At 42.0% G+C, this 22,715-nt stretch carries 20 protein-coding genes; 18 read left to right on the top strand and 2 right to left on the bottom strand.

Annotated elements, in window-relative coordinates; genetic code table 11:
• Positions 1-262: 262 nt before the first annotated feature.
• Complete coding sequence (locus O9332_RS07555) at positions 263-931, bottom strand: Uma2 family endonuclease (protein WP_288024671.1); 669 nt, start codon at positions 929-931, stop codon at positions 263-265.
• Between the two features lie 329 nt (positions 932-1,260).
• On the opposite strand from O9332_RS07555, the gene O9332_RS07550 reads away from it, so the two are divergent.
• The 10 genes from O9332_RS07550 (at position 1,261) to O9332_RS07505 (ending at position 13,457) form a co-directional block, all read left to right on the top strand.
• Positions 1,261-2,205, top strand: a complete 945-nt coding sequence (locus tag O9332_RS07550; RefSeq protein ID WP_002761530.1) for a LysR family transcriptional regulator — start codon at positions 1,261-1,263, stop codon at positions 2,203-2,205.
• A gap of 46 nt (positions 2,206-2,251) precedes the next feature.
• A complete protein-coding gene (locus tag O9332_RS07545; protein WP_002761529.1) occupies positions 2,252-4,105 on the top strand; it encodes an NAD(P)H-quinone oxidoreductase subunit F in 1,854 nt (617 codons plus the stop codon).
• 80 nt (positions 4,106-4,185) lie between these two features.
• Complete coding sequence (locus O9332_RS07540; RefSeq protein ID WP_002761528.1) at positions 4,186-4,911, top strand: carbonic anhydrase; 726 nt, start codon at positions 4,186-4,188, stop codon at positions 4,909-4,911.
• 78 nt (positions 4,912-4,989) lie between these two features.
• A complete protein-coding gene (locus O9332_RS07535; protein WP_002761526.1) occupies positions 4,990-6,540 on the top strand; it encodes an NADH-quinone oxidoreductase subunit M in 1,551 nt (516 codons plus the stop codon).
• Positions 6,541-6,814: 274 nt separating this feature from the next.
• Positions 6,815-8,110 carry a CO2 hydration protein gene (locus O9332_RS07530; protein WP_002761524.1) on the top strand — a complete coding sequence of 432 codons (1,296 nt, stop codon included), beginning with the start codon at positions 6,815-6,817 and terminating at the stop codon, positions 8,108-8,110.
• An 82-nt stretch (positions 8,111-8,192) separates the two neighbouring features.
• Positions 8,193-8,897: a Uma2 family endonuclease gene (locus tag O9332_RS07525; RefSeq protein WP_288024664.1), complete on the top strand. Its 705-nt coding sequence runs from the start codon at positions 8,193-8,195 to the stop codon at positions 8,895-8,897.
• A 185-nt stretch (positions 8,898-9,082) separates the two neighbouring features.
• Positions 9,083-9,838, top strand: coding sequence for a DUF2232 domain-containing protein (locus O9332_RS07520; protein WP_288024662.1), 756 nt, complete (start codon positions 9,083-9,085; stop codon positions 9,836-9,838).
• A 59-nt stretch (positions 9,839-9,897) separates the two neighbouring features.
• Positions 9,898-10,041, top strand: coding sequence for a hypothetical protein (locus tag O9332_RS07515; RefSeq protein ID WP_002783432.1), 144 nt, complete (start codon positions 9,898-9,900; stop codon positions 10,039-10,041).
• Positions 10,042-10,728: 687 nt separating this feature from the next.
• Positions 10,729-12,888: a ribonuclease E gene (rne, locus tag O9332_RS07510; RefSeq protein WP_288024657.1), complete on the top strand. Its 2,160-nt coding sequence runs from the start codon at positions 10,729-10,731 to the stop codon at positions 12,886-12,888.
• Positions 12,885-13,457 (top strand): ribonuclease HII, encoded by a 573-nt coding sequence (locus O9332_RS07505; RefSeq protein WP_002761517.1) that lies wholly within the window; start codon positions 12,885-12,887, stop codon positions 13,455-13,457. Before rne ends, O9332_RS07505 begins: the two co-directional genes overlap by 4 nt.
• A 127-nt stretch (positions 13,458-13,584) precedes the next feature.
• Here O9332_RS07505 and O9332_RS07500 read toward each other — a convergent pair whose 3' ends face one another.
• Entirely contained in the window at positions 13,585-14,064 is a 480-nt protein-coding gene (locus tag O9332_RS07500; RefSeq protein WP_002761515.1) for a hypothetical protein, read from the bottom strand.
• Between the two features lie 348 nt (positions 14,065-14,412).
• On the opposite strand from O9332_RS07500, the gene O9332_RS07495 reads away from it, so the two are divergent.
• The 8 genes from O9332_RS07495 (at position 14,413) to O9332_RS07460 (ending at position 22,654) form a co-directional block, all read left to right on the top strand.
• Positions 14,413-15,126 carry a sulfotransferase family 2 domain-containing protein gene (locus O9332_RS07495; RefSeq protein WP_002761513.1) on the top strand — a complete coding sequence of 238 codons (714 nt, stop codon included), beginning with the start codon at positions 14,413-14,415 and terminating at the stop codon, positions 15,124-15,126.
• A 102-nt stretch (positions 15,127-15,228) separates the two neighbouring features.
• Positions 15,229-16,995, top strand: a complete 1,767-nt coding sequence (locus O9332_RS07490) for a thiamine pyrophosphate-binding protein (protein WP_288024651.1) — start codon at positions 15,229-15,231, stop codon at positions 16,993-16,995.
• Positions 16,996-17,033: 38 nt separating this feature from the next.
• A complete protein-coding gene (locus tag O9332_RS07485; RefSeq protein WP_223210048.1) occupies positions 17,034-17,894 on the top strand; it encodes a sulfotransferase domain-containing protein in 861 nt (286 codons plus the stop codon).
• Positions 17,895-17,994: 100 nt separating this feature from the next.
• Complete coding sequence (locus O9332_RS07480) at positions 17,995-18,807, top strand: hypothetical protein (protein ID WP_288024646.1); 813 nt, start codon at positions 17,995-17,997, stop codon at positions 18,805-18,807.
• A 60-nt stretch (positions 18,808-18,867) separates the two neighbouring features.
• Positions 18,868-19,689, top strand: coding sequence for a hypothetical protein (locus O9332_RS07475; RefSeq protein WP_288024644.1), 822 nt, complete (start codon positions 18,868-18,870; stop codon positions 19,687-19,689).
• Positions 19,690-19,766: 77 nt separating this feature from the next.
• Positions 19,767-20,570, top strand: coding sequence for a hypothetical protein (locus O9332_RS07470; RefSeq protein WP_288024641.1), 804 nt, complete (start codon positions 19,767-19,769; stop codon positions 20,568-20,570).
• A gap of 58 nt (positions 20,571-20,628) precedes the next feature.
• Positions 20,629-21,456 (top strand): hypothetical protein, encoded by an 828-nt coding sequence (locus O9332_RS07465; RefSeq protein ID WP_288024638.1) that lies wholly within the window; start codon positions 20,629-20,631, stop codon positions 21,454-21,456.
• Positions 21,449-22,654 carry an SDR family oxidoreductase gene (locus O9332_RS07460; RefSeq protein WP_288024635.1) on the top strand — a complete coding sequence of 402 codons (1,206 nt, stop codon included), beginning with the start codon at positions 21,449-21,451 and terminating at the stop codon, positions 22,652-22,654. The genes O9332_RS07465 and O9332_RS07460 overlap by 8 nt, the downstream gene beginning before the upstream one ends.
• The last annotated feature ends 61 nt before the right edge of the window (positions 22,655-22,715 follow it).

The raw sequence follows: 22,715 nt of genomic DNA, 5'->3' as shown, positions 1-22,715 counted from the left end.
TAGCTGGTTATAATTAAATTAAAAATGGATTTTAGGTTCGATCCCCCCTGCCCCCCTTGATAAGGGGGGTGCCGATCCCCCCTTAGTCCCCCCTTTAATCCCCCCTTAATAAGGGGGGCATCTGACAACTTTTAACGCCTACCTACTTAAGTGAACTTAATAACTGTTTACTAATAACCTAGGAAAAAAACCTGCTCTAATGCTATTTTTCAAAAGTAACGACAGAGATGGTCATGCCTGCTACGAATAAAGAAAAATGGTATTATTCTTCTTCTAAACTTAATCCTAACGCCTGTAAGCGTTCCGCTAGTCGATCCGCACGTTTCTTTTCTTTATCGGCACGTTTCTTTTCTTGACGCATTTGAGACTCTAACTCAACAGTTGTTAAAAATTTCTCTCCATCAGGACGATACAATTCTAAACTAGATTTATTCCAGATAAAACGCATACCTAAACGGGGACTTATCCAGTCATTGATGGGGATAATTTCTCTTAAATTTTCTCTCTGTCTTTGCCAACCTTGTAAACGACAGCGCATCGGGTTATATAAATAGTATTCTTCTACACCATATGTGTCATAAAACTCTAATTTTCGACTCATCTCTGCTTTTGTATTCTTCGGTGATAGAATTTCAAAAACCACTTGAGGAGCGATATTTTCTTCCTGCCATTGACGATAGGAACCCCTCCGTCCTTTGGGACGACCAAAAGCTACCATCACATCGGGAGCAACCGGTGAAACCAAAGTAGAACGCAGAGGATACCAGAGTAAATCTCCGGCAATAAACACCTTAGGGTCATCGGCAAAGATAATCTCTAAATTCTCCTTAATTTTGACAATCCACTCATATTGTTCGGTATTATCTGCCATCGGTTGACCATCGCTATCGGGGAAAAGAAGATCGTCGTCAATATCAAGATAACTAACCATTGTCTTTTATTTTTAATAGATGGTTGTTTTCTGATTATAGCAAGATAATTATGAATTATGAATTATCAATTATTAATTATGAATTATGAATTATGAATTATGAATTGGGGAGATGGGGTAATGGGGGAGTGGGGGAGTGGGGGAGATGGGGGAGTGGGGGAGTGGGGAGGAGGGGAGGAGGGAGAAAAAAGCTGATGGCTGACAAAAGGTCTTAAGCGGCGGTTATATCTATTAAAGTCTATATTTATCAAAAAATTAATTGACTAGAATCTATAAAAACGTTAGGATTGATGGTGACAAATAGTTGTTATTGAGAAGGGGATAAGAACTTGATACAGGCAACCCTGCACCAGTTAAGGGTTTTTGAGGCTACCGCTCGACACAGTAGCTTTACCAAGGCGGCCGAGGAGTTATTTATCACTCAACCTACCGTCTCAACCCAAGTCAAACAACTCACAAAAGCTGTGGGTTTACCGCTATTCGAGCAAATTGGCAAACGTTTATTTTTAACCGAAGCGGGTCAGGAATTACTGTTCACCTGTCAAGAGATTTTTAATAAATTGGACAACTTTCAAATGAAAGTGGCCGATATTAAGGGAACTAGACAGGGAAAGCTGACTTTAGGCGTAATTACTACCGCTAAATACTTTGTACCGCGATTACTGGGGGCATTCTGTCAACAGTATCCCGGTATTGACATCGCCCTGCAAGTGACTAATCATCAGAAACTGCAAGAGCGAATGTTAAACAACGAGGATGACCTCTATATTCTCAGTCAACCGCCGGAAGAAGTGGAACTTTGTTCTCAGTCTTTCCTCGAGAATCCCCTAGTGGTGGTGGCGCGACGGGATCATCCATTGGTGGGTAAGAAAAATCTCCCCCTTGAATCCCTCAACCAGCAACCTTTTATTATGCGCGAATCGGGATCTGGAACCCGTCAAGCGGTACAAAAATTATTTAATCTCCACGATATTAAAGTTAAGGTGCGCTTGGAATTAGGCAGTAACGAAGCCATTAAACAGGCTATTTCTGGTGGTTTGGGGCTATCGGTACTATCTAAGCACACTCTCATCTCGGAAGGGGAAAACGGCGAATTAGCCATCCTCGACGTGGAACAGTTTCCAATTCAGCGCAATTGGTACGTTTGTTATCTGGCCGGAAAACAACTTTCCGTGATTGCCGATGCTTTTTTAAAATACCTGCTGGAAGCTAGTCAAACTATCCCGATTAATGCCTCGTTAAAAAATGGTGACAGCTTATTAGTGAGCCATTAAACCTTAAACTTTAATTCAGGATCATTTTTCTTCTTGAGGTGTTTATATGTTCGAGTCCTTCAGCCAGACTATCTGGTTGGTACCTCTTTACGCCTTTGCGGGCGCACTTCTCGCTCTACCCTGGTCTCCCGGTATTATCCGGCAAACCGGCCCGCGACCGGCCGGTTATCTGAACTTGATCATGACCTGCTGGGCTTTTTTGCATAGCCTTTTTGCTTTAATCGCCGTTTGGGGTCGTCCGCCCCAATCTATAGCATTTAATTGGCTAAATGCCGCAGATTTAAGCATATCTTTAGATGTGCAGATTTCGGTCGTTAATATCGGGGCTTTACTGCTAATTACTGGCTTAAACCTCGCCGCCCAGGTATATGCGATCGCCTATCTAGAAATGGATTGGGGTTGGGCAAGGTTTTATTCTCTCGTCGCCCTCTTTGAAGGGGGTATGTGCGCCCTCGTTATCTGTAATTCGCTATTTTTCAGCTATTGTGTGCTAGAAGTTCTCACCCTCGGCACTTATCTACTGATTGGTTTCTGGTTCAATCAATCTCTGGTGGTAACGGGGGCGCGGGATGCTTTTCTAACCAAACGGATTGGCGATTTAATCCTCTTGATGGGAGTGGTGGCCCTTTTACCCCTGGCGGGAACCTGGAACTTTGACCAATTGGCAGAATGGGCGGCTACAGCCGATTTAAACCCCAATGTGGCTAATTTACTCTGTTTAGCCCTGATTGCAGGTCCGATGGGCAAATGCGCTCAATTTCCCCTGCATTTATGGCTAGATGAGGCCATGGAGGGACCGATGCCAGCGACAATTCTGCGGAATACCGTCGTTGTTTCCACTGGCGCTTGGTTATTGGTGAAATTAGAGCCGGTGCTACAATTATCGCCCTTAACCTTGCAAGTAATGATCATTGTTGGCTCTGTTACTGCCATCGGTGCGGGGTTAATTGCGATCGCCCAGATCGATGTCAAGCGCTCCCTCTCCTATTCCGTCAGCGCCTACATGGGACTGATTTTTATCGCTGTGGCCACCGGACAAACGGAAACAGCTTTAGTGTTACTCTTTACTTATGCGATCGCTATGTCCCTGTTAGTCATGGTGGTGGGTAACATCATTTGGAATAATATCAGCCAAGATTTAAGCCAATACGGCGGTTTATGGTCCCGTCGTCCCGTTTCCGGTATTTGTTATCTCGTCGGTGCCGCTAGTTTAGTCGCACTGCCTCCCTTTGGTGGTTTTTGGTCATTGGCCCGCATGGGCGATCGCCTCGCAGAAATCAGTGGTTTACTGTTATTAGTGCTATTGTTGGTCAATGCTTTAACTGCCTTTAGTGTCACTAGAGAATTTTGCGTTTTCTTTGGCGGTAAAATCAAACCAATGACCCTGCGCTCTCCGGAAGCTCTTTGGCCCTTAGTTATCCCCATGACTGTGACCATGGGTTTCGCCCTTCATCTGCCGATTTTATTGGCGCAATGGCATTTATTACCAAGTGACTTAAATCTGGGAGTGGCTTTTCTCTTGGTACTTTCCAGTGCTGCTGGCGTAATTCCGGCAGCCTATATTTACCTGAATGAAAATATCTCCAAACCGATCGTTTTTCAACCGAAAGCCCTTCAAGATTTCTTTGCCAACGACCTTTATACAGCCCAATTGTATAAAGTTACCATCGTTTTTGTCGTCGGATTAATCTCGCAAATTATTAACTGGATCGATACCTTTCTGGTGGATGGCATCGTTAACCTGGTGGGATTAGCCACGGTTTTTGGTGGTCAGAGTTTGAAATATAACGTCTCGGGCCAAACCCAATTTTACTTTCTGTCGATTATTTTGGGGGTCGCTTTGATCGGTATTATCATCTGCTGGCCCCTACTAGCACAAATTTCTCTAGTTTTCAGTTAAAGATTTGATAACTTAGGCTTTTCTTTAGCATCCCCGGCCCTGACAATAGGATTTGTCCTGATTAATGGAAACAATTACCTATGTTCAATACCTCTCGTCGCCAATTAATCCGTTATGGGGGTGGTTTTTTGGGAACCAGTCTAGCCGCCTCTGTTGTGGGTTCTCAGTTGTCCAAAAGTAACGCCCAAACCGCCGTTAATTCCCAGCCATGGCTAACGGCTCAAAATCAAGGATTGAACCCAGACCAGGCCTTAACTATGCTCATGGAAGGCAATCAACGTTTCTGGGAACGAAGAAAAAAAAGTCCTAACCGCGATCAAGCTCGACTCACAGAAGTGGCCGAAAGTCAAGCCCCTTTTGCGGCAATTTTGGGCTGTGCCGATTCTCGCGTGCCGGCAGAAATTGTTTTTGATCAAGGATTAGGAGATCTATTTGTTTGTCGGGTAGCGGGAAATTTAGCCACTTCCGAAGAAATTGGTAGCCTCGAATTCGGCACGTTGGTGTTAGGAGCCAAGGTAATTGTTGTCCTTGGCCATTCTCGTTGTGGAGCGGTAAAAGCCACCATTGAAGGGGGTCGTTTCCCTGGACAAATCGGTCGTTTAATCGATGGCCTACAGGTGGGAGTTGATCGGGCCGAAAGACAACCCGGTTCCAACAAACTTGAGCGAGCGATTAAATCCAATGTTATCTATCAAGTAGAGAAATTGGGCAAATCCCCGGTCATGGGTGATTTAGTAGATAAAAAACAATTAAAAATTGTTGGAGCCTACTACGATCTCGATACCGGCAAAGTGAGTTTAATTTAGTCAATTCTAGATTAGTCATCGTGTCGGTTGGCTAATCCTTTTCTCATCCCAGTCATTATAAATTTGATCGATACCAATATGCTCAGTACCCTGCTTTGGTTGCCAATAATTGGAGCAATTATCGTCGGTCTTTTCCCCGATAAATTTGCCCCAGCAAAATTACGTCAAATTACCCTCTTTTTTGTTGCCGCCGTCCTCTTTTGGTCTTTATATCTGCTGACCCAATATAACTTAACCAGTAATGGCTTTCAATTTTCTGAATACCGCGAATGGGCAAAACCAATCGGTTTAAGTTATAACCTCGGAGTCGATGGTTTGTCCTTACTGTTAATTATTTTAAACTGTTTCTTGACAGGAATAGCTATCTATAGTACCGAAGAAAAAGTAGAGCGTCCCCGACTTTATTACATCCTAATCCTCCTGATTAACGCCGGGGTTTCTGGGGCATTAATGGCCAAAAACCTGCTGCTGTTCATCGTTTTCTATGAACTAGAATTAATCCCCTTTTATCTGATGATTGCTATCTGGGGAGGCGAAAAACGTGGCTATGCTTCGATTAAATTCCTTCTCTACACTGCTGTCTCTGGGTTATTAGTCCTAGCGGCATTTTTAGGCATAGGTTTCCTCAACGGTGGTACTTTTGACTATTCCTCCCTCTCGACCGCCGATTTCTCCCAAAAAACCCAGTTACTACTCTTAACTCTGCTGTTAGTGGGATTTGGCATCAAAATTCCCCTCGTACCTCTCCATACTTGGCTACCGGATGCCTACACGGAAGCTTCCCCCGCTACAGCAATTTTATTAGGTGGTATCCTCGCTAAACTCGGTACTTATGGCTTAGTTCGCTTTGGTCTGCAATTATTCCCAGAAACTTGGTCTTTAATCGCCCCCGGACTGGCAATTGTCGGCGTTATTAGCGTTATTTACGGTGCTTTGAGCGCTATTGCCCAAAAAGACATTAAACGCATGGTGGCCTACAGTTCGATCGGTCACATGGGCTATATACTGGTAGCAGCCGCCGCCGGCACGGGTTTAAGCGTCCTTGGTGCCGTCGCGCAAATGATTAGCCATGGTCTCATTCTCGCCCTTTTATTTTATCTGGTGGGCATTGTCGAACGCAAAGCCGGAACTAGAGATTTAGACGTTTTAAACGGTTTAATGAACCCAATTCGCGGTTTACCCTTGGTTAGCGCCCTATTAATTCTCGCCGGTATGGCCAGTGCTGGTATCCCCGGATTAGTGGGATTTGTGGCGGAATTTATCGTTTTTCAGGGGAGTTTTTCCCGTTTTCCCGTGCAGACGGTTCTCTGTATCATCGCTTCCGGTTTAACGGCGGTTTACTTTGTTATCCTGCTTAATCGCACCTGTTTTGGTAAATTGGATAACAAACTTGCCTACTATCCCAAAGTCCTGAAATCGGAAACTATACCCGCTTTTGTCCTAATGGTATTAATCGTCTTTTTAGGCATTCAACCCAATTATTTAGTCCGTTGGATTGAACCCACCACTAACTCGATGGTTGCCAGCTTATCGGGGGAAGCAAAACCTAGTTTTGTCTTCAAAAAATCTCCACAAAAGTCCTCAAAAACCAACTGGTTGAATCGGGGTAAATTTTTGAGTAATAGTTAGGGTTGGCTTAATAAATCTAAAAACCTTGTTGGATAAGACTTTTAGACTTTTTTGACCTCAAAAAGTGCCAGCCGAGAGTGATCGGGGCGAAAATTCCGGGACTTTTTTCCTGAAAATTAGGTAATTGACCGTCTGAAAATGGGTAAAACCCTACACCCCACACCCCACACCCCACACCCTGCCCCCACGAAAAACTTTTTCAGCAGACCCTAGTTAGTTATCCCTTGCTGTTTCCGAATTATTGTAACCGCTGCTAATTACTTTACCTAAAACTATGACTGGGACATTAATCAAAGCCAAAATTCCCCCTTCTACTCACGAATTCGCCGACATTATCCATCGTTTAGAAGCGGGTGGTTCCATGTTGCCGGATACTCCCGAAAACCTGATGCAAATTATCGGCATTTATAAAGCTTATGCCGTGCCGATGGATTTTTATTGGCGAGATCTGCTCTATATTGCCGAACGAGTTTTCCTCGATCCTTTGCCCTTTTTTAAATATTTTCTACCCCAAGAATACCTAGACCTACAAAATCATTACGCTGGCGATAATGCCGATTTACGCATCTGGCGCGGTACGGGTTCCGCTCACCCTGAATTGTTAGAATTCATGGATAAAGGTAAAACCCGAAAAATGCCCAGATTAATCCATCACCTCTGGCATGACCGCGTTAATATGGAATTTGCCGAAGCTTGTATGCAAGCCATGTTATGGCATGGCCGCGATATGGGTTGGGGTTTATTTGATGCCTATCTTGATTCAGAAGAATATCGCCAAAATGCCGACCGCGCTATTAAGGCCTATTTCAAGAAAAACCCCGTGATGATGAAACTTTATGACCTGTTCCCCGATATGTTTTTGGAACAGGTGCGGATGATGTCCTACTACTCTAATTTAGGACTATTCTGGGAAGTGATGGCCCCGGTATTTTTCGAGATGTCTGATATCTACGATGAAGGCGGGTTTAAAGGTGTTCCCGATGCTATGAATTTCCTCGTTAATGGTATTTTTGCCATCGCTGGCCGGCCGATTTATCATCACGTTTATATTGATGGTCAATGCTACGAAATTATCCCCAAATCAAAGGCTTTTACTTGGCTTTATGAAGCGGCTTTACCCTATGTGGAAGCGGTCTTTTATCGTACTGCTCCCTTCCGGGGTACAAAGTCTTATAATGCCCAAGCAAAACAGGTTCCTGACGAACAAAAAGACTTTCACTATGGCATTCTTTATGCGGATGTTTTCCCCGTGGGTACTGCGGGAATTCCTCCCACGTTGTTAATGGATGATATGTATCATTTTTTACCCCAATATCTAATTGATTACTATCAGCAAAACTGCCGGGGGGAAGATGATATTTTGATTCAATTGGGTATTAGTTTCCAGCGCTCGATGTATAATGTTACTTCAGCAGTTATTCAAGCTCTACGCACTGCTTTACTTTATCCCCTCGACGATCCTAATCCCAAACATTTACTTAAAAATCGTCAATTCTTTGAGGCACAAATGGACAGATTTAAACGCCCCGAAGCGCGTCTTAGAGATATCCAAAGTCCTAATTATCGTTGAGGTTTTTTGATTATTTTTCTGGTGGGTTTATCGCCCACCTTTTTTGATATAATGAGATGACCGACACCCAACCTCAAAAAAGATGACCACTTTTCCCATCATCGACAATAACGAGTTTTGTGCGGATGAGGTAAAATTTCCCCCCAGGGATATCTGGAGTGAGGAACCCTCCTTGGAAAGCTACGCTCATTTACAACAAATTCTGATTTTACTTCAGTGTTTAGAATGGTTATGGCAAGAGCGTAATGATTATTTTGCCGCCGCTAATTTGACCATTTATTATAGTCCTAATCAGAAAAAATCTGAGTATTTTCGCGGACCAGATTTTTTTGTCGTTTTGGGAACAGAAAGACGCTTAGATCGAAAAAGTTGGGTAGTTTGGGGAGAAGGGGGCAAATATCCCGATGTTATCGTGGAAATTCTGTCTCCTAGTACCGCCAAAATAGATCGCGGCGAGAAAAAACAAATTTATCAAGATATTTTTCGCACTCCCGATTATTTTTGGTTCGATCCTGAAACCTTAGAATTACAAGGATTTCGGCTAATGGAAGGGCAATATCAAGCAATTGAACCGACGGACAGGGGTTGGCTATGGAGCGATCTATTAGGCTTATTTCTGGGTATTTATCAACAACAATTACGCTATTTCAATAGGGAGGGTGAATTAATTCCTACCCCCGCAGAAGTGGCTAAACAGGAACGTCAAGAGAAGGTTTTAGCTTTACAACAAATAGAACAATTAAAATCTCTCTTACGCGAGTTAGGAGCCGATTTAGAAGGTATTTAGAGCCGTTTTTTTTCAGTGAAAATAGGAATATTTTCCGTAAATTTCCCTACCCCTAACACCTCACTCTCCTCTCCCATTTAGATAGTCAACAGCTTAGTATTTTTTGCCTCTTGCCTGACTGGGAGTCACAAGTCTAAGCTAAGAATAGCTTGCCAACCCGTCCCGACCACCGGATAACTGATAGAATGAATGATTCTAACGCTAATTCTCCCGCTCAATCCTCAGAAGAGACAATAGATGAAACCAATTGGGTAGATCTGGGGGAAGAAGGGAAACCCCTAGATAAACCCACTGCCAAACCTATCCAACCATCTCCTCTCAAGTCTATCGCTACCCTGATCACGGTGGAGACGGCTTTTTTGGCCAGTGCTACCAGTTTAATCTGGTTAATTGACTATTATTTTCCCCTCGGACCTTTATTAAGGGTTTTCTTCCCGATTCCTATCGCTTTAGCCTATTTACGTTGGGGCGCTCGTTGTGCTTGGATGACAGCATTAGTTTCCAGTTTACTTTTGTCGGTGTTAATGGGACCGACTCGCAGTATTGTCTTTTTGATTCCCCACGGCCTGATGGGGTTACAATTGGGGCTATGCTGGCGCCGGGGTGCGCGCTGGGAATTTTCTATCTTGACCGGGGGACTGTTGGGGGCTTTTGGTTTATTCTTTCGTTTTTGGCTGTTTTCAATTCTTTTAGGCGAAAATCTCTGGTTATATGTGATTACCCAAGCGACTAATTTTATCGATTGGATTTTCACCTGGTTAGGGATTCTCGCTAAACCGACGCTGCTGCAAGTGCAATCGGTAGCAGTTGTGGGCATATTTGTCAATAGTTTATTATACTTATTTGCCGTGCATTTAGTGGCGTTATTAGTTCTCGATCGCCTCGGTAATCCGATTTCTCGTCCGCCCAAATGGGTGCAGTCCATACTAGATTATGAGTGATTATTTAGCGCTTTATTCTCTACGAAAATATTGCCGCTAATCAAGGCAGTAATTTAGCCGTGGCCCGATGGTTAGAGGGGAAAGGTTATCGACTATACCGTTATCGTCCCTACCTGCAAGAATTGCTAGAAATCGAGTCAGAAGCCGATTTACAGGGAATTTTGAACGTTATCGCCTTGCCGGAACAGGAATTAAGGGATTAAGGAAACCGTCAATCTGGTCATCTGGTCAAAATTCTAGCGGTACTGGCGGGTTGATTAATTCTTAAAGAAAGCCAAAAGGGGATAAAAAGGGAATTTTAGCCTTAAAAGTCGGCTATATAGCTTTTTAGGTCTATTTTATTGCCTATCATTGCTCCTGACTCCTTTCTTGCCCCGAAAAATTTATCTTGGTCAGGGGATCATCGTCTTGTCAGAGAGTGACCGAGTGAGTTATAGTCGTCTATAAGACTCGATTAAAGCATTTCTTAAAAGAATCGTGGTTTTTGGAAAATCGAAAAGTGCGCTATTTTCCCTTCCACAGAAACCTGTTGCCGAGGGGAGTAACTCAAAAACTCCTTTTTTCCTAGATTCTGATAGACAGAACTGGCGGAAACGGATAAAAAATGCTGTTATCGAGCAAGACTCAGGGATTAATTGAAAATCTCGTCTCCTGGCTGTGCTTACCTAATTGTGGGTCAAGCCGGCAGTTGCCAAACAGACTTAACAACTGAAACCAAGACTCAGTTCCCACGTCTGAGAGGCAGATGAACATCAAGATGAGGCTTTAACGATGCGGACTCATCTTCTTAGAACTTTCTTAACAAGACCAGATTTCCAGAAGTAGCCTCAAAGCATAGACAAATAGCCCATGGTCCGTCGCTTTTGAAACCGAAAGATTGAGGAAATTGAATGCCAAAACAAATAATCATAGCCGAACAACACCATATAGCGGCTGTTTTTTGGGAAGATCAAATTCAGGAATTAGTTGTAGCCACAGGTAATCAGCAGGTGGCCGACATCTATCTAGGATTAGTAGAAAATGTCATCCCCGGGATAGATGCAGCCTTCGTCAATATTGGCGATGCGGAACGCAATGGCTTTATCCATGTCACCGACCTGGGCCCCTTAAGACTGAAAAAAACCGCCGGTGCTATCACGGAATTACTGGCCCCCCAGCAAAAAGTGCTGGTACAGGTAATGAAGGAACCCACCGGCAATAAAGGACCGCGACTAACGGGAAATGTCACTCTCCCTGGTCGTTATCTGGTATTGATGCCCAATGGTCGCGGGGTGAATCTTTCCCGTCGCATCCGCAGTGAAGACGAGCGCTCCCGTTTACGAGCTTTAGCGATTTTGGTCAAACCGGCGGGGATGGGTTTGCTGGTACGCACCGAGGCCGAAGGCAAAGCGGAAGAAGCGATTATCGAGGATTTGGAATTTCTGCAAAAACAGTGGGAGAGCATCCAACAGATGGCCGTCAGCAGCCGCGCCCCGGCCTTGCTTAACCGCGATGATGACTTTATTCAAAGGGTTTTGCGGGATATGTACAGTGCCGATGTCAATCGCATTGTTGTGGATAACCCGGTGGCGGTAAAACGAGTTAAACAGCAATTGACGAACTGGGGCGGCGGCAAAGCTCTCGAAGGGGTTTATATCGACTCCCATCGGGAAACCCAGCCAATTCTCGACTATTTCCGGGTTAACGCCGCCATTCGCGAGGCCCTCAAACCCCGGGTTGATTTACCCTCCGGCGGCTACATTATCATCGAACCGACGGAAGCTTTAACGGTAATTGATGTTAACTCCGGTTCCTTTACCCGTTCGGCCACGGCCCGAGAAACCGTACTCTGGACTAATAGCGAGGCCGCCACAGAAATCGCCCGACAACTGCGCTTGAGAAATATCGGCGGTGTGGTGGTGGTGGACTTCATCGATATGGATTCCCGTCGCGACCAGTTGAAACTGCTGGAATTGTTTAATAAGGCCCTGAAAAGCGATAAGGCCCGGCCTCAGATTGCCCAATTATCGGAATTGGGGTTAGTGGAATTAACTCGTAAGCGTCAGGGGAAAAACATTTATGAATTATTCGGCAAAACCTGTGACCATTGCGGCGGACTAGGTCATTTAGCCCATCTACCAGGAGAAGGCAACGCCATCGCCCTAGAAAACCCCACCGTTAGCCGTGCGGAAAAAGAAACCCTTGTCATTGCTTCAACTAATACAAAAGTTCTGCCCGATAAGAGCGCTCCTAGCGTTGCGGCGGCCGAACCCTATCTAGAAGTTTTCTCCGAATTTGAGGCCGAAGAAAACGCTCAAGAGATGGATATTTCCTTCCATCCCAACTATCAAGAACAGGTTAATAATTCTCGCCGTCGTCGTCGTCGTCGTCCCTCGGAACTGTTACTAAAAGAGGAACGGAGCGAAAAAGCCTCTACTAACGGTGTTAACAACGAAATCGAGCCGGAATCAGAACCCCAACGCTTTGAGGAAAAACGAGAACGCCCCGCCCGTCTCTCGAAACGGGGAGAAGATGCCAGCGCCGCCAAAAATATCCCCGTCAGCGAACGGGAGCGGGTTTCCGTGGAAATGACCCCGGTAGAACAGGAAGTTTATTCTTTAATGGGCATTTCTCCCCTGATTCTGGTGGATAAGGAGTTTAAAGACCCGAAATCGGTGATTGTTTCCGTGAAACTGGCAGGGGAAAGAGAAGCGGAAAACCCAGAAATGCCTGTTACTCCTGAAATATCCTTGACTCCTACCCTAGAAGTCGAGGACACCCCGGTAGAAGCGACGGAAACCGGCGAGGAAGCCGAAAATCGTTCCTTGGTGCGCCGTCGTCGTCGTTCCACCACTAGCGAAGTTAGTCAGGAAATCAACCAAGAAGCTAGTCCACCAGTGACTTTTACGCCCGAACCGATTACGACCGAAACTCCAGTTTTTCTGGGCGAAGTCATTCCTTTAGAGACCCCGGTGAGCGCCGAGGTGACAGAGGAGCCACAACTAGAGGCTGAAACCGCGGTGCTGCGTCGTCGTCGTCGTCGTTCCTCCGCCACTGTCGATGAGTCATGAGCGCAGAACCCTTAATTGCCGGTGTCGATGAGGTGGGGCGCGGGGCTTTATTTGGCCCCGTGGTGGCGGCGGTAGTGGTCACTGTCCCCTCTGGTTTTGCACGGCTGTGGGAGTTGGGGGTGAAGGATAGTAAGCAACTTAGCCCCCAAAAACGGCAAAAGTTGAGCCGGCAAATACAACGGGATTTTGTTTGTCGCATCGGTTATGCTACGGTGAAAGAGATCGATCGCTTGAATATTTTTCATGCTTCCCTACTGGCAATGAGCAGAGCGATCGGGAAATTACCCCTTTCCCCCAATCTTTGCTTGATCGATGGCAAGCACATTATTAAAGATTTGTCAATCCCCCAAAAGGCGGTAATTCAGGGAGATCAACAATCCCCGGTAATTGCGGCAGCTAGTATCGTGGCCAAAGTCTGGCGCGATGACTTAATTACTCGTTGGCACAGACGCTATCCCGATTATGGACTCTCTCGTCACAAGGGTTATGGCACGGCTCAACACCTAGAAGCGATTGGCAACTATGGACTTACTTCTCAGCACCGGCGCTCTTTTAGTCCCTGTCAATGATAAGGCGTTGCTGAATCAAGGTATGAATGCCGACTGTGCAGGTTCCCGTGCAAAAGTTAGTTTGCATCTAGGTTTTAAAAATCCCAGAAAAGAAGATTCATATCTCAAATCAGCAACCCCGTCAAAACTACTCTTCAACAATTTCGACTTTTTTGGTAGCAAGGGGTTCTTGGGTGACAATTTCTACTTCAATAGCCTTTTTCAGGTTAAGTTTTAGAACTGGAGAAATTGGCAAACCTTTCACCTCATTGATGAGATATTCTTGAGTTTCTGTTTCACGACGTTGGAGATATACCGCTTTCAGCACTGCCTCAATGCCATAACCCGTAACCATGTCACCAATAATAGTAGAGATACCTAAGACCCCAAGTCCGCCAATTACCCCCAGCGGACCGCCTAACCCCAAAAGTGCGTAAATCATGGGATAGGTAGTGCTACTGGATGCGGCAACAGCAATAATGAAAATAATGCCGGGGAGTCCAAGAGAGGCAAGTTTTTGAAGGACTTCATCCAGAGAAATTCCCCAAGACACAAGTTTTTTGTTGATTTCTGCGGGATTAATGCCGAGAAAATCCTGGGGAATGACGGGTGCGGTAGTTTCCGTCATTGATGAGACTCCTAAAATCACTAAGTTGGATTGGTTGCTAGGGATTTCAGTCATATAAAGTCCATGGTCAGGCAAAGGCGTACAATAGCGGTCGTCTGGGTATTCAGATGCCTGGCAGCATTCTACATCAGTCTTACTGTTCACACAACTTGTAGAAAATCCTCAGTTCTTAAGGAAATAGACATTTCTGTGCATTTTCGGGTTAACCCCTAGAGCATCTCCCAGAGGGCAGCCAGAATGGACAAGCTGACAGTTTAGATACTGTCTCTTTTGTCAAGTTTAATTTATACTAAAATTGATACGCTTACCAATCTCGGGCAGAGCTATTGTTATCACACAGCAAGATTAATGTTAATATCCTACAGTCATCAGTTCATTTTTTTTCATGTCACAAAAGCTGCGGGGACAAGCGTTAAAGCAGTCTTAGAACCTTATGCACAACAACCTGAAAAATTCAAAATTAATCGCCCTCCCAGAATGTTAGGAGAGCAAATCAATCCCCTATATGAAATGTGGGAATCCTCTCTTTGGCACGCTAAAGCCAGAGATATGCAAAAAGAACTGTCAGAGGAAGTATATAATAATTTTTATAAATTTTCTTTTGTCAGAAATCCTTGGGATTGGCAGGTATCCTATTATCATTTTATTCTTAAGGAGAAAGATCATGTCAGACATGAATTGGTTAAATCTCTGGGCAGTTTTGAAGAATACTTGGAATGGGTTATTAGTACCAAAAATCCCTTTCCCAAAGGAGCACCTAAACTACAAAAAGACCTTATTACTGACTTAGAAGGCAAAATAATAGTTGACTTTGTTGGTAGATATGAAACTTTAGAAGCTGATTTTGATCTGGTCTGTCAAAGGCTAAATATTAAAGCTTCTCTGCCCTGTTTAAACAAGTCAAAACATCGTGATTATCGAGAATATTACAACAACAGAACCAGAAAATTAGTAGAAAAACACTTTCAGGATGACATCGCCCTATTTGGCTACACATTTGATAGTTATCAATCTCAAATTGCATCGGAAAAATTTTTCCTCACAGCTGCCGGGGGTTATTGAGAGTTTACAAAAATTTAGCTAAACCAATTTTCTGCCCAGGGGTTTAAAAGCAGCGTCTATGTGAGATATTCTAACAATAGTCCATTGACAAGACAAAATCTAATGATTTCACAAGCCTCTTCTCCCATTACTTTGACAGAGCCAGAACAAATCCAGCCAAGAAATATGAGTGACCTAATTGTCGATTATTTAGAGCAATTAGGGGTAGAGTACGTTTTCGGCATCCCGGGAGGACATAACAGTGCCTTCTACGAAGCCTTAGCACGCAGCGAAAGACGCGGGGGGGTTCGTGCCGTTTTGACTTGTCACGAAACCGGTGCCGCTTTTATGGCTGATGGTTATGCTCGTGAAACCGGAAAAATCGGGGTTTGCTGCGGCACAACTGGACCCGGTAGCACCAATTTCATTACAGGATTAGCCTCAGCTTATGCTGAAGGGATACCTCTACTTGTTATCACCGCACAAACTGCCCTACCTAATTTTAGCTGGAGTGCCTTTCAAGAATCATCGCCTGATACCATTGATACAGTGGCCATGTTTAAGCACTGTACCCGTTATAATAGCCTCGTCACCCACCCTAATCAATTAGAAAGAAAATTAGCAGCGGCATTAACAACAGTTTTACATTCACCTTTTGGACCGGCTCATCTTAGTATTCCTGTGAATATTTTCCGGGTTGAGTCTCCCTCATCCCTTGCTTATCCCCAGGTAGCGACTCAAGCTGCTGCATTAGTTGATTTAAAAGCCTTAGATGAGCTTGATAGTACCATAAACAATATCTTAGATCAAGGTCAAACCATCGCCATCTGGGTTGGTCAAGATTGTAGGAAAGCCACCCCAGAAATTATGGCATTAGCCGAATTAATTAACGCTTCTATTGTCACAACTCAAGGCGGTAAAACCTGTGTTAATCCTTATCATCCTTTAGTAAAAGGTGTCTTTGGTTTCGCCGGACATCAAACGGCCCGCCAAGCTTTAACCGATGATTCTGTTGCTTTAATTTTAGCGGCTGGGATGAACTTAGGCCAATGGGAAACCTCGGCTTGGGATCAGAAATTGTTAACTAAAAAAATAGTTCATATTCATCACGCAAGGGACTATTTTAAAAGTTCTCCGATGGCCAGTTTACACATTCAAGGTACAATCAAAACTACCTTGGCAGAATTACTAAAAAGATTGCAGAAAACTCGGCAAAGGGGACAATTAAAACCGGAGTTATCAGCGAGCTTATCCCCTGAATTTTACCAGCCTTATCAACCCGCTCACATTACCGTTAAAGAACCGGATAGCTATCGACTTTCAGAGGATAATTCCCCTGTTAAACCCCAGCAATTAATCGGTGAACTCCTACAACATTTTCCCCCAGAAACTCGCTATTTAGTCGATGTGGGTAATTGGTTAGCTTGGACAATTCACTATTTCTTCCCACCCCGTCCGGAAAATTTCCGTTTAGCTGTGGCAACTGCCCCCATGGGTTGGGGAATTGGCAGTGCGATTGGAACAGCTATGGGGGCAAAAAATACCCCAGTGGTTTGTCTGACAGGTGACGGATGTTTCCTAATGCACGGCAACGAACTTGCTGTTGCTGTTGCTGAAAAATTACCGATTATTTTTATCATTCTTAATGATCAATCTTTTGGTATGGTTAAACACCGACATCTGCAAACGGGAGTAGAACCCCTAGAGTTTGCTTTACCATCAGTAGATTTTAGTCAAATTGCTCGGGGAATGGGAGCGAATGGTTATATTATTCGTAATAGTCAAGACTTGCAGGAATTAGATTATGAGGCAATTTATCGGGATGGCAAACCTACCGTCTTAGATGTGCGAATTGATTCGGAATATGTTCCCCCCATAGGAATGTTTTAAAGCCACGAACAATGATCAATACCTTTAACTCAAAAGCGATGTCCTATACCGAGTTAGCAGCCAAGCGATTACTAATTAATTCTTTGCCTAAAAGTGGCACTCATTTGTTGGCTAAGTCCGTTGAAATTCTGGGCTATAAAGAACATTTTGAGGATCGAGAAGTTCAAGAAGTGCCTCTATTTTTTAACTATCGAGAAGTTAAAAAAAGAATCGAGCATCAAACTCAATTTAGCCAACAACAGATTAGCATAGGGGCCTTAACCCCCTACTATGTAGATTTGGCGATTGTTCGACATTGGTTAACTCTGATTGCCGAAAAGCAATACATTTTAGGTCATATTCCTTGGACACCTCTGTTAACCCCAATTCTTCAGGACTTAAATTATCAGCATATCTTCATTATTCGTGATCCTCGTGCTGTTATAGCTTCCTCAATTCCCTTTGTTTTAGATACGGGAAAAATGCCAGCAAGACACTTTTTAGAAGAGGATTTTAAGTCCATGTCTCCTAGCCAAAGATTAGATTTTATTTTAGTGGGAGGCTATGGGGCAAAAGCGGGAGTAGAAATCAGAAATTTTGCCGAAGTTTTCCGTTCTATGTTAGCTTGGTCTCAAGAGCAAAATTGTTTATTTATCCGTTTTGAGGATCTGGTGGGAGAACAGGGAGGTGGCAAGTCGGAAAAACAAAGGGAGACGATGGAAAAAATTTGCCACCATTTGGATATTCCTTTTAATGAAACTATTGCTTCTCAGTTGGGGGAAATTTATAACCCTTCTGCTAGAACATTTAGAATGGGGAAAATAGACGGATGGAAAGACTCAATAGAGCCGGCAGATATCGAAAAATTAAACACCTATTGTCAACCATTATGTCAAGAGGCGGGTTATGAAATGTCTTGAGTTATACCTAGGATTAGTCTGATAAATTCCCAGTTTATTGATGATTATTTTCCTCGATATGGTATGATCCTTCCACGACTTAAAATAAGGAAACACAAAAATGGACTTACAAGCAAATCTTGAGAGATTTAAAAGCAAACACCCCATCAGTCGCAATCATTATATTTCCTATCATAGTATATACAAAGCTACTCCCAGTCTCAAATTCATATTCAAGCATTATTGCCCGATTTATCATATTTCACTAGATGAGTTTTTTGAATATTATCCCCTTTTAGCATTTATTGAATACCTTGTCTATGAAACTGATGCAGAAATGGAAAGCAATCAAAAGGATAGCAGCTCATCAAGTCAGTGTTCTTTGTGGGATTCTAAAAAAATCATCATTCGATATCTTTTAAAAGAATTTGATTTAGAAGATCCTACAATCTTAAAGCACATAGAGAATTTGGGTCAGTATTTTGAATTAGAAAGTCAGCTAGTCACCTCTGAAAAAATCACATTAGAAGATGTAATTCGTGCCTCTGAATTGCGGTCTTCTGACGAGTTAATTCTCCACTGTACCTTGATTGCTATGTCAGGTAAACCTTATAGAGATGAAATTTTTGAGATTATGTCACCCATACATATTCTGCTAGAATTTCATGATGATTTTCTTTCCTATCAAGAGGATAGGGCAGCCGGTAATTATAATACCTACTGGATGTTTCAGAAATTGTATGGAGAGGAAGCACACCATTATTTAAAAGCAGAAATAGACCGTTACAGTAAGCTATTTGAGGAAACCCTTAAACGATTATCTGAACAAGACCAGGAATTTTATTCAGCAAAATGGTCTCGTTTATGGCAAAATGTATTTCCCTATTTCTCTAGTGCTGAACTTCTTCGTCAGACTGTTTTAGAAGGGGTTTAAACCTGTTATTTGACCGCGGAAACTTATTTGCTTAAAAATTCAAAACAAGGAGAAAACCAAATGACCCCATTGATATCCATTGAGCGGCTTAAAAGCAAACAAACTATTAGTCGAATCCCTTACATTTCCTATCATAGTCTATTCAAAGCTATTTCTGTAATCCACGTTTCTTTAAGGCTATATTGTCCGATTTATAATATTTCTGATGATGAGTTTTTGGAACTTTCTCCACTCTTAGCACTTATTGAATCTTCTGTCTATGAAACTGATATAGAAACAGAAAACAATCAAAAGAATAGCAATCTATCACCTCACCTTGCTCCCTGGGACAATAGAAAGATAATTATTCAATCTTTTTTAAAAGAATTTAATTTAGAACACCATACAATTTTAGAACAAATAGATAACTTAGGTGAATATTTTGAATTAGAAAGTCAGCTAGTAGCTTCTGAAAAAATAACATTAGAGGATGTAATCCGTGCTTCCAAATTGCGTTCATCTGATTTGAGGATTATCCACACTATTCTAGTTCAGATGTCAGGTAAATCCTACAGAGCGGAAATTTTTGAAATTCTCTCACCGACAGAAATCTTGAGTGAATTTCAGGATGATTTTTGTTCCTATAAAAGGGATGTGGCAGCAGGTAATTACAATACTTACTGGATGTTTCAGAAATTGTATGGAGAAGAAGCACACCATTATTTAAAAGCAGAAATAGACCGTTATAAAAATCTATTTGAAGAGAAACTCAAGCTATTTCCTGAAGAAGAACAAGAAAGATATACAAAAAAATGGTCTCGTTTCTGGAAAAGATATTCTTATCTCTCTAGTGCTGAACTTATTCGTCAAGTAGCTCTGGAAGGGGTCGAAAATAATGAATAATTAGCCATCCCATAGCCTGCTATTATTAAAATCTGCATCACTATTCATTGGAAAATTCAAAATTAGGAGCATCAAAAATGAATCTACAGGACTTAGAGATTTTGTATGAGAGTCTTAAAAGCAAACAACCAAGCAGTCAAACCCGTTACATCTCTTATCATAGTCTATACAAAACTGCTTTTATGTTTAAATCTATTTTTAAGCAATATAATATGATTGATGACGTTTCTCTTGATGAGTTTATTTTATGTTATCCAGTTTTAGCATTGATTGAATCTTTAATCCATGAAGTCAATATTGATCTAGGAAGCAATCAACAGAATAACTTATCATGGGATGCTAGAAAGAAAATCATTCAATCTTTTTTAAAGGAATTTAACTTAGAACATCCTACTATCCTAAATGCTATGGAGAACTTAGGAGAATTTTTTCACCTTGGCAGTCAGTTAGTGACTTCTGAAACAATAACTAATCAAGATGTGATTCGTGCTTCTGAATTGCAGTCTTCCGAGATCAATATGCTTTACTTTACTTTAATTTCAATACTAGGTAAACCTTACAAAACTGAAGTTTTTGAGCTTATGTCACCCATAAACACTTTGCTAGAATTTCATGATGATTTTCGTTCCTATCAAGAGGATAGAGCAGCTGGTAATTATAATACCTACTGGATGTTTCAGAAATTGTATGGAGAGGAAGCACACCATTATTTAAAGGCAGAAATAGACCGTTACAGTAATCTATTTGAGGAAACCCTCAAAGGATTATCTCAACAAGAACAAGAAGTTTATTCAGCAAAATGGTCTCGTTTATGGCAAGATGTATTTCCCTATTTCTCTAGTGCTGAACTTCTTCGTCAGACTGTTTTAGAAGGGGTTTAAACCTGTTATTTGACCGCGGAAACTTATTTGTTTAAAAATTCAAAAAGGAGAAACTAAAATGAACCCGCAAATGTCCCCTGGTATGATTGAAAGAAAAAAAACCGTTAGTCAAATCCCTTATATTTCCTATTATAGTATCTATAAAGCTACTTCAGTTTTAAAGCCGTTTTTCAAAATATATTGTCCAATTTATAACATTTCTGATGATGAATTTTTTGAATTTTATCCACTCTTAGCATTTATTGAATATCTGATCTACGAAACCGATGTAGAACTAGAAGAGAGTAATCAAAAAGATGGCTCACTATTAACTCAAGTTTCTCCCTGGGATGCCAGAAAAAAAATTATTGAATCTCTGTTGCATGAACTTGGTGTAGAAGGCTCCGCAATTTTAGCACAAGCAGACAACTTAGGTAAATATATTGAATTAGAAGGTCAGCTAATTGCTTCTGAAAAAATAACTTATGAGGACTTACTTCTTGCCTCTGAACTAAGGTCTTGTGATTTGAGAATTCTACATTCTGCTTTAGTTCAGATTTCAGGTAAACCCTACAGAAGTGAAATTTTTGATCTGATGTCACCTCTAGAAGTTTTACTAGAATTTAATGATGATCTTCGTTCCTACAAAAAGGATATCGCAGCAGGTAGTTACAATACCTACTGGATGTTTCAAAAATTCTATGGAGAGGAAGCGCATCATTATTTAAAAGCAGAAATAGACCGTTATAAAAATCTATTTGAGGAGAAACTTAAGCGATTTCCTCAAGAAGAACAAGAGATATATTTAGTAACATGGTCTCGTTTTTGGCAAAGATTTCCCTATCTCTCCGATGCCGAACTTATTCATCAGGTTGCTCTAGAAGGGATTAAAAAAACACATGACTAAACCTGTGACTCAACAGTTAGACCTGAAAGCGGAAGTAAATTTGGATTCCTCGATTCAATTTGAGCAATCGCTTTCCAAGAATGTACTAGAGCCAAAAGCTATCTTATTGACAGGAGCAACTGGTTTTCTTGGTGCTTATTTACTCGAAGAACTTCTCCAGAAAACCAGCGCAGATATTTATTGTTTAGTTCGCTGTTCTAATATAGAAGAGGGTAAAAATCGTCTTCAAAAAAACTTAGAGTTTTATTCTCTTTGGCAAGATGGTTTTAATTCTCGTCTTATTCCTATTGTTGGAGATTTAGGGAAACCTTTATTCGGTCTTTCTCAACTAGCATTTAATGAATTAGCGGCAATAATTGATATTATTTATCACAATGGAGCTTGGGTTAACTCTGCTCGTCCCTATTCTACTTTAAAACCGGTAAATGTCTTGGGGACGCAGGAAGTGCTAAGGTTAGCTAGTAGGGAGCAAACTAAACCCGTTCATTTTGTTTCGACTCTTGGGGTTTTTCTCGGTGATAATCAGGAGGAAATTGCAAAAATTACTGAAATGGATAGCCCTAATTTTGTTAATCTTCAAGGAGGTTATCGCCAAAGTAAATGGGTGGCAGAACAATTAGTGATGGTCGCACAAAAAAGAGGATTACCTGCTTGTATTTATCGTCCTTCAAGAATTATCGGGAATAGTAAAACGGGGATTAACGGTAATTTCCAAGATTTCCTGTGTATTTTGCTAAAGGGTTGTATTCAATTAAAAAAATTCCCCGCTTTAAACACACAAATAGATATCGTTCCCGTTGATTATGTCAGTCAGGCAATTGTCGGTTTATCCCAGCAAAAAAACCATGCTGGTCAAGTATTTCATTTAATTAATTCTCAGCTAATTTCCTGGGAAACTTTCTTTAATTCTCTTCAACTTTTAGGCTATTCCTTAGAAAAAGTTGATTATGATAATTTTTATGCCGAATTAAAATATCAATTGTCCCAGTCTCCCAAGAACACACTATATTCATCTTTATTACTGCTTTTGAAACTGTCAAAACTATTTTCCCCTGATAAGCTAGAATTTGACGCAACTCGAACATTGATAGAATTAACAGAGCTATCTATCTCCTGTCCCGTTATTGATGAAAAATTGCTCAGTTTATATTTTTCTTACTTTCAGAAAGTTGGCTATTTTCCCCCTGTTCTAAGCTAAACGGCGCTTAACCTGCATGATCCAACAGCTATAACCCTTTTGGAGTCTATATCGGTGATCC

It is taken from the genome of Microcystis sp. LE19-10.1B (assembly GCF_027530565.1).
GTDB classification, from domain to species: Bacteria; Cyanobacteriota; Cyanobacteriia; order Cyanobacteriales; family Microcystaceae; genus Microcystis; species Microcystis aeruginosa.
Note: the sequence above shows the minus strand (reverse complement) of the source record. Positions and strands in the feature narration are given on the sequence as shown.